Source organism: Pseudoalteromonas denitrificans DSM 6059, assembly GCF_900112265.1.
GTDB classification, from domain to species: Bacteria; Pseudomonadota; Gammaproteobacteria; order Enterobacterales; family Alteromonadaceae; genus Pseudoalteromonas; species Pseudoalteromonas denitrificans.
In genome coordinates, this window is sequence record NZ_FOLO01000001.1 from 1 (window position 1) to 7,696 (window position 7,696).

Below are 7,696 nucleotides of genomic sequence, written 5' to 3' on the forward strand. Positions count from 1 at the left end.
ACTCTCTGGCTGAAATACTTTTTATCACCTGCATGATTTGACTAGGTGACATTTTTGGTTCACTTCTTACGACCATATGAATATGATCTTCTGGTATTTCTAATTCGACTATATCTATGTCGTAATCGTAACCAATTTTTTGAATTATAACTTTCATCGCTTCACGATAAGGATCAGAAAAAACTTTGTGTCGATACTTAGGTATCCACACAAAGTGATACATTAATCTAAAAACATGATGAGAATTTCTTTGAAGTTCCATGTAGTGGATACTACAGACTGAGGCAAGCTCAGTCTACACTATCCAGCACGGGGGCAAGCCCCCGAGATTTTCGCTACGCTCTGTTAAATACTTTTTCTTTAGAGGAAGTGATACCTGTTGTAATCTCAAATGATGTCAAAGGTAAAAAACAAGAAAAGCAAGATGTTGCTTTTTATGAACACGCAATGTCTTTATCTATAAGTGGAGATTATTTTAGTTTATTAAATTATGTAAAAGGCATTCAAGCTATCGAAGAAAAGCTTTTTATCCGTCAGTTCGAATATAAGGTATTAGAGTACCCTAAAGCAGAGCTTAACTTAGTCATTGCAACTGTGAGTGCAGATGAAAAATTTATTGCACTTTAATTTAGTTTTTTTTATTGGAATTATTCTACTGACTTCAGCAACGGATGCTGTAAGTAAATCAAGGACTCAGCAATTAATTGACCCAACAAAACCTAAATTAAGTAATAGTAAAAATAGTACCGTAAGTGATAATTCAGTAAAAAATAATAGCGCTGAATTTATACTGCAGTCATTAATTTTAAAACAAGACCGTTATAAAGCGATTATTTCGGGAATACTTTATAAAGTGGGCGAGCAAATTGGCGAATATAAAATAGCTAAAATTACAGCTAAAAAAGTCTATTTATCTCGTGGAACAGAACAACGTATATTAGAACTTTACTCTTATGAAATTAAACGTTAAAAAAATATATCAATTAAGTATGTTATCACTCGCAATGAGCTTGCTATCTGCCTGTGAAATAACAAATGATGATTCACAAATAAAGCCCTTTATTGTTGATGAACTGACACCTAAAACAAAAAATAAAACAGTAGATGAAAGTGTTATACCTCAAGCATTAGCACAAGAGTTATTATCATCAGTTGGTTCAGATTTATTGGTACCTAAAGAACTTGATATTAAGCGCTTTGAAGTGGCTGCTAATGAAGTTGAGATCAGAGATTTTTTTGTTGGTTTAGTTGATGATACGCCATACAGTGTTGCTGTACATCCGGAAGTGACGGGTAAAATCAGTCTCAATTTAAAAGATGTTAGCCTTGATGAAGTCATTAAAGTTATTGTACGTATGTATGAAATTGATGTTTTCCGTGAAGGTAAGGTAGTACAAGTATTGCCTGCAAGGCTACGTACAGAATCTATTCCTGTTAATTATTTAATGATGACACGTTCTGGCAGTTCAAGTGTGAGTGTTGTCGCTGGTGGTGTAAGCCAATTTGATCAAGGAGCTGGAAACTCATCTAGTTCAGGTAATTTAAATAATAGTGTAAATAATCAAAGTAACTCAAGTGGCAGTGGTAGTGGTGGTTCGAGTGGAAGCTCAGGTGGTGGTTCACAACTCAATGGTGCCAATATACAAAGCGCTTCTGAAACAGACTTCTGGGGTGGATTAAAAACAGCATTAGAGGCGATTGTTGGTAAAGAGAAAGGCCGTTATATCATCGTCAGTCCACAAGCGGGTTTAGTAACTGTTAAAGCGCTGCCGAGTGAAATAGCATCATTAAAACGTTTTTTAAATAAAAGTGAAGAAAGCCTACAGCGTCAGGTTGTTTTAGAAGCAAAAGTAATCGAAGTTACTTTAAAAGATGATTATCAGCAAGGGGTTAACTGGACTGAAGTATTAGGCCATGTTGCCAGTACCGACATAGGTTTTGGCTCTGCCATAGGTTCGGACTTAACGACCTTAGGTAAAATTGCTGCTAAATCAACTATAAAAGGCAACTCTATTAGTGCGGGCTTAGGAGGGGCTGCAAGTTTGGTATTTAAAAATGCAGACTTTTCTGGGGTTATTAACTTATTAGAAACCCAAGGAGATGTGCAAATGCTATCAAATCCTAGGGTAACAGCTGTTAATAATCAAAAAGCAGTGATTAAAGTGGGGCAAGATGAGTATTTTGTTACTGATGTATCAAGTACCACGGTAACGGGCAATTCAACTACAACAACCCCTGAGATTGAGTTAACGCCGTTTTTTACAGGTATTGCCTTAGATGTTACACCACAAATTGATGCCAATGGTTCCGTTATTCTACATGTTCACCCCTCAGTTACAGAAACTGCAGAGCAAGAAAAAACGATAACACTTAATAATGAACAATTTATTTTACCTTTAGCACAAAGCAATATTCGAGAAGCAGATACGATTATTCGTGCTGCGTCTGGTGAAATAGTTGTAATTGGTGGTTTAATGCAAACGGTTACAACAGATGAAGAGTCTAAAACGCCATTTTTAGGTGATTTACCAGTATTAGGCAACTTATTTAAGAGTATTCGTAAACGCCAAGAGAAAAAAGAGCTTATTATCTTGATAAAACCTACGGTTGTTATGGTTGATTCATGGAAAAAACAACAACAACGTACTATGAAATTATTGCAAAGTTGGTATTCAAACTAAATGTATTTAAGTTTTTTTGATTTAAAAGAAATGCCGTTTTCTTTAACGCCTAATACACAATTTTTTTGTGCGTTAGAGCCCCATAATGAAGCAATGCAGGTTTTATTGACTGCACTTCAAATGGGGGAAGGTTTTATTAAGGTAACTGGTGAAGTTGGCACAGGCAAAACTTTATTGTGTCGTAAACTACTCAATAGTTTACCTAAAAATATTGAAAACATGGTAACGGCATATTTACCAAACTCTTACTTAAACCCTGAAGAACTCAGATGGGCTTTTGCGACTGAGTTAGGTTTAAAATTAGATGAAAAACTAGACCAACAAGCACTCATTCAAAAAATTCAACATCAATTGTTAGAATTACATCAAGATGGTCATACGGTAGTTTTGATTATAGATGAAGCACAATGTCTAAGTTGGGATACATTAGAAGCGCTACGTTTATTTACCAATCTTGAAACTGAAAGTAAAAAATTATTACAAGTTGTGCTTTTTGGTCAGCCAGAGCTTGATGAAAAGTTAGCAAATGAAAGAGTAAGGCAATTACGCCAACGCATTAGCTTTTCATATAAATTAAGGCCTATGAATAATTCTGAGGTTGTGCATTATATTCAACACAGATTAACAATCGCAAAACATGATAATGTCAGATCTAATAATAACGACAGGCTTTTTTCAACCCAATTAGCATTAAAAATTGCCAAGGCAAGTAGAGGCATTCCTAGATTAGTAAACTTATTATGTCATAAGGTATTAATTCAGGCATTTGGTGAGGGTGAACAAAAGCTTAATGCAAAACATGTCAAAGCAGCTATAAATGATACTGAAGACTGTAAGCCCAATAATAATTACAATTGGTTAATATCAATAACAGCGGGTTTATCGTTATTTATAGCGGCTATTTGGCTTTGGAGGCAAGTATTATGAGTGTGATTAATAAAATGCTCAAAGACATAGAGCAAAGAGAATCAAATAGTGCATTACATTTAGACCCTACAGTTAAAGTTGAAAATGTACGAGATAACAGCAAAATTATCCAAAGACTGGCTATATTTACAATTGTGATAATTATCGCTATCGGTGCATATTGGTTGATCCCCAAAAAAACAATAATAGTGACTCAGAAAGTAGCTAAAACAGAGCCATTAATCACTGAACCTCAGGTTATAAATCCAGATATCATAGAAGAGAATAGTTTTGTCACTAACCATAAAGAGCCAGCGACACCTAGTGATCAAGTATTAAAAACTGAAATCACAAAAGTAGAATCACAAAACGCTAAAACAAAACAAATAAGAGTACCTGTAAAGCCTGCTCAAGATGAACCTGTTCAAGACAACCCGATAAAAGTAACTGAAACAACACCAGTCAATAAAAGCAGTAATGCAAACAGTAAAATTGTAAAACCTGATCTACCAAAAAATGTTAAAACCTCAAGTAAAGTGCGACAAATTTCAACAAAAACACGGGCAGAAAACTGGTTTAATCAAGGTAAAGAAGCCTTTCAATTTGGTTTAATTGAAGATGCGATAAGTGCGTTGAATAAAGCGTTAGTATTAATGCCAACACATATAGAAGCACGGAGTTTATTGGCGGCTGCTTATTATGGTAGAGATCAAAAGCCACAGGCCGAGTCTATATTAAGACATGGTTTAAGTTTAAACCCTGATGTAATGCGTTGGCGTATTTTGTTAGCTAAAATATTGATAGAGCAAAATAATTATCAGTCAGTTGAACCTGTATTACCTAAGCGATATGAATTTAATGCCAATACAGATTTTTGGATATTAAAAGGTACGGCAGCACAGCAATTAGGTCAGCATTTAGTTGCTAAACATTGTTTTAGCAAGTTAACGCAATTACAACCAGCAGAAGCGAAATGGTGGTTGGCGCTGGGTGCATCAAATGATGCTTTAGGTGAATACAGCAATGCTAAGCGCTTTTATTTAGTTGCATTAGAACTCGGTGGGTTATCACCAAATGCTAATAGCCATGCTAAAAATCGATTAGAAAAAATAGGAGTTTTATAATGCTATTTTTATTATCTCACTATGATCTACTAAATAAGAGTTTGCTATTATGATCCGTCCCAGACTCAAAATGCGCCTTGGTGATTTATTGGTTCATGAAGGGATCATTGAAGAACAGGCCTTATTAAACGCACTGAAAGAGCAAAAAGCTTCGGGTCGAAAGCTCGGTGCAACTTTAATCGAGCAAGGGGTTATTAGTGAACCTCAGTTATTAAGGTTTTTAGCGCAACAGCTTAATGTGCCATTTTTAGATATAGCACAAAGGCAAATTCCCGCCGATGTCGCCAAGTTATTACCAGAAGTATATGCAAGACGTTATCGAGCGCTAGTAATAGAAGATCAGGGTGAGTCTGTTTTATTAGGTATGAGTGATCCTGCTGATTTAAGCAGTTTAGATCAAATTGCACCTATGCTGGCACCAAAAACAATTGAATTGGCCGTTGTGCAAGAAAGCCAAATTATGGCTGCTTTTGATAACTTGTATCGTAGAACACAAGAAATTGAAAACTTTGCCAGTCAACTGCAAGAAGAAAATAAAGACGAAGAAGAGTTTGATCTTAACGCTTTAGATGACGATACCTCAGATGCGACAGTTGTTAAGTTATTACAATCTATTTTTGAAGATGCTGCGCAAATGCGTGCATCGGATATACATATAGAGCCTGACGATGGTTTATTACGTATTCGTCAGCGTATAGATGGCATATTGCATGAGAGCATATTAAATCAGGTTGCTATCGCCTCAGCTTTAGTATTACGGCTTAAATTAATGGCTGGTTTAGATATTTCAGAAAAGCGCTTGCCACAAGATGGTCGATTTAATATTAAAGTTAAAACCCATAGTCTAGACATACGTGTTTCAACCATGCCGGTGCAACATGGTGAATCTGTTGTAATGCGTTTATTAGATCAATCCGCAGGTTTGTTAACGTTAGATCAAACGGGCATGCCAGCTAAAATGCTCAAAAGAATGCGGGAAATATTAAAACGCCCCCATGGCATGATTTTGGTAACAGGTCCAACAGGTTCTGGTAAAACCACCACTTTATATGGTGCGCTGAGCGAGCTAAATAAACCTGATAATAAAATTATAACGGTAGAAGATCCGGTTGAGTATCGCATTGGCCGAATTAATCAGGTACAAGTTAACAGCAAAATTGGGTTAGACTTTGCGAAGGTATTACGTACGACATTACGTCAAGATCCCGACATTATCATGGTGGGGGAAATGCGTGATAAAGAAACCGTAGAAATAGGTCTGCGTGGTGCATTAACGGGTCACTTGGTTTTATCAACTTTACATACCAATGATGCGGTAACCAGTGCGATGCGTTTAATTGATATGGGCGCACCTTCTTATTTAGTTGCCAGTTCATTGAGAGCAATTTTAGCGCAACGATTAGTTAGGCGTTTATGTGATAACTGTAAAGTAGACTATCAACCCGATGTGCAAGAAACGTCTTGGATAAAATATTTAAGCAAAGGGCAAGCTTCAGGACTTAAATTTCAGCATGGTCAAGGCTGTACAAACTGTAATCACACGGGCTTTAAAGGTCGAATCGGGGTATTTGAATTACTTGAAATGAACGAAGCGATGATGGATGCATTGAGAGCGTCTGATACTCAGGCATTTGCACAAGCTGCCCGTGAAAACCCAGACTTTGAACCCCTTTCTATGATGGCACTAGGTTATGCCTCTGAAGGTATTACAAGCTTAGAAGAAGTCTTTAGGGTGGCTGAAAACATGCCTGAAGTAGAAGTGAAAGCTTTGGAGGCCACGCTATAGATGGCCTTTTATAGTTACCAGGCTAAGGATAGTCAGGGTAAACTAATAAAAGGAACATTAGAGGCAAATAATCAGGCTGCGGCGGCTGACAGTTTATTCAAACGAAGCTGTATTCCCATGAGTATTGTGGAAGCTAAAAAAAAGGCTGAATCAGAAAGCTTTGATGTCAATGATATATTTGCATCGCCCGTTGGGTTAGAAGATTTAATTATTTTTTCTCGTCAAATGTATTCTCTCATGAAAGCAGGTATACCTATTATACGTGCACTCATAGGCTTAGCTGAAACCACAACCCATAAACGTTTTAGTGAAACTTTAAGAGATTTAGTGACTCAGCTTGAGCAAGGTCGAAACTTATCAACGGCGATGGCGTCACATAAAAAAGTATTTAATCGCTTAATGGTTTCCATTGTTATGGTCGGTGAAAGTACAGGTCGCCTTGAAGATGCCTTTGAACAATTAGCCACTTATTTTGAAAGAGAGCAAGAAACCCGTAAACAAATTAAAGCAGCGATGCGATACCCCATTTTTGTTATTTTTGCTTTAGTTGCAGCTATGTTTATTTTAAACATATTTGTAATACCGACTTTTGCTGACATGTTTAAGAAGTTTAATGCAGAATTACCCTTAATGACCCGAATATTAATTAGTACATCTGACTTTATGGTGAACTATTGGGGTGCTGTTTTAGGCGGTATGGCAGCGGCAGGTGTTATTGTACGTAACTATATTGCATCTGAAGTTGGCAGGCTAAAATGGGATCGTATAAAGTTAAAAATTCCTTTGGTAGGTAGCATCATTGAACGCTCATTATTGTCGCGTTATAGCCGTAGTTTTGCCATGATTTTACGCTCTGGTGTACCTATGACGACAGGTCTTACTTTAGTGTCGGAAGCGGTAGATAACGCGTATATGGAATACAAAGTAGTAGACATGCGCCGCGGTATTGAAAAAGGTGAAAGCCTACTCAGGGTATCACGCAACAGTGGCTTATTTACGCAACTTGTATTGCAAATGGTTGCGGTAGGAGAAGAAACAGGGCGAGTAGATGCCTTATTACAAGAGTCGGCTGAATTTTATGAGCGCGAAGTTGATTTTGACCTAAAAAGCTTAACTGCAAAAATAGAGCCGATACTGATTTCAATTGTTGCAGGCATGGTGCTTGTTTTAGCGTTGGGTATCTTTACACCTATGTGGGA

General features: G+C 36.9%; 8 protein-coding genes. 7 read left to right on the forward strand and 1 reads right to left on the reverse strand.

Going from position 1 to position 7,696, the window contains the following annotated elements; translation table 11 throughout:
* Positions 1-262 (reverse strand): IS200/IS605 family transposase (tnpA, locus tag BM088_RS00005; RefSeq protein ID WP_143085016.1); only part of this gene is annotated, 262 nt, incomplete at its 3' end.
* 107 nt (positions 263-369) lie between these two features.
* Here tnpA and BM088_RS00010 point away from each other — a divergent pair.
* The 7 genes from BM088_RS00010 to BM088_RS00040 form a co-directional block, all read left to right on the forward strand.
* A complete protein-coding gene (locus BM088_RS00010) occupies positions 370-627 on the forward strand; it encodes a hypothetical protein (RefSeq protein WP_091978574.1) in 258 nt (85 codons plus the stop codon).
* Positions 605-970: a hypothetical protein gene (locus tag BM088_RS00015; RefSeq protein WP_091978576.1), complete on the forward strand. Its 366-nt coding sequence runs from the start codon at positions 605-607 to the stop codon at positions 968-970. Before BM088_RS00010 ends, BM088_RS00015 begins: the two co-directional genes overlap by 23 nt.
* The gene (gene mshL / locus BM088_RS00020) at positions 954-2,681 is read left to right on the forward strand and encodes a pilus (MSHA type) biogenesis protein MshL (protein ID WP_091978578.1); all 1,728 of its coding nucleotides are present in this window, start codon (positions 954-956) and stop codon (positions 2,679-2,681) included. Before BM088_RS00015 ends, mshL begins: the two co-directional genes overlap by 17 nt.
* Positions 2,682-3,608: an ExeA family protein gene (locus BM088_RS00025; RefSeq protein WP_091978580.1), complete on the forward strand. Its 927-nt coding sequence runs from the start codon at positions 2,682-2,684 to the stop codon at positions 3,606-3,608. It begins immediately after the preceding gene.
* Positions 3,605-4,711, forward strand: coding sequence for a tetratricopeptide repeat protein (locus tag BM088_RS00030; RefSeq protein WP_091978582.1), 1,107 nt, complete (start codon positions 3,605-3,607; stop codon positions 4,709-4,711). Before BM088_RS00025 ends, BM088_RS00030 begins: the two co-directional genes overlap by 4 nt.
* A gap of 52 nt (positions 4,712-4,763) precedes the next feature.
* Complete coding sequence (locus BM088_RS00035; RefSeq protein ID WP_281247120.1) at positions 4,764-6,497, forward strand: GspE/PulE family protein; 1,734 nt, start codon at positions 4,764-4,766, stop codon at positions 6,495-6,497.
* The coding region (locus BM088_RS00040) for a type II secretion system F family protein (protein WP_091978586.1) at positions 6,498-7,696 on the forward strand (1,199 nt) is incomplete at its 3' end.

What these genes read in the sequence shown, in the direction of transcription:
- BM088_RS00015 (WP_091978576.1), top strand. Translation starts at nt 605, where the DNA reads ATGAAAAATTTATTGCACTTTAATTTAGTTTTTTTTATTGGAATTATT.
- mshL (WP_091978578.1), top strand. Translation starts at nt 954, where the DNA reads ATGAAATTAAACGTTAAAAAAATATATCAATTAAGTATGTTATCACTC.
- BM088_RS00025 (WP_091978580.1), top strand. Translation starts at nt 2,682, where the DNA reads ATGTATTTAAGTTTTTTTGATTTAAAAGAAATGCCGTTTTCTTTAACG.
- BM088_RS00030 (WP_091978582.1), top strand. Translation starts at nt 3,605, where the DNA reads ATGAGTGTGATTAATAAAATGCTCAAAGACATAGAGCAAAGAGAATCA.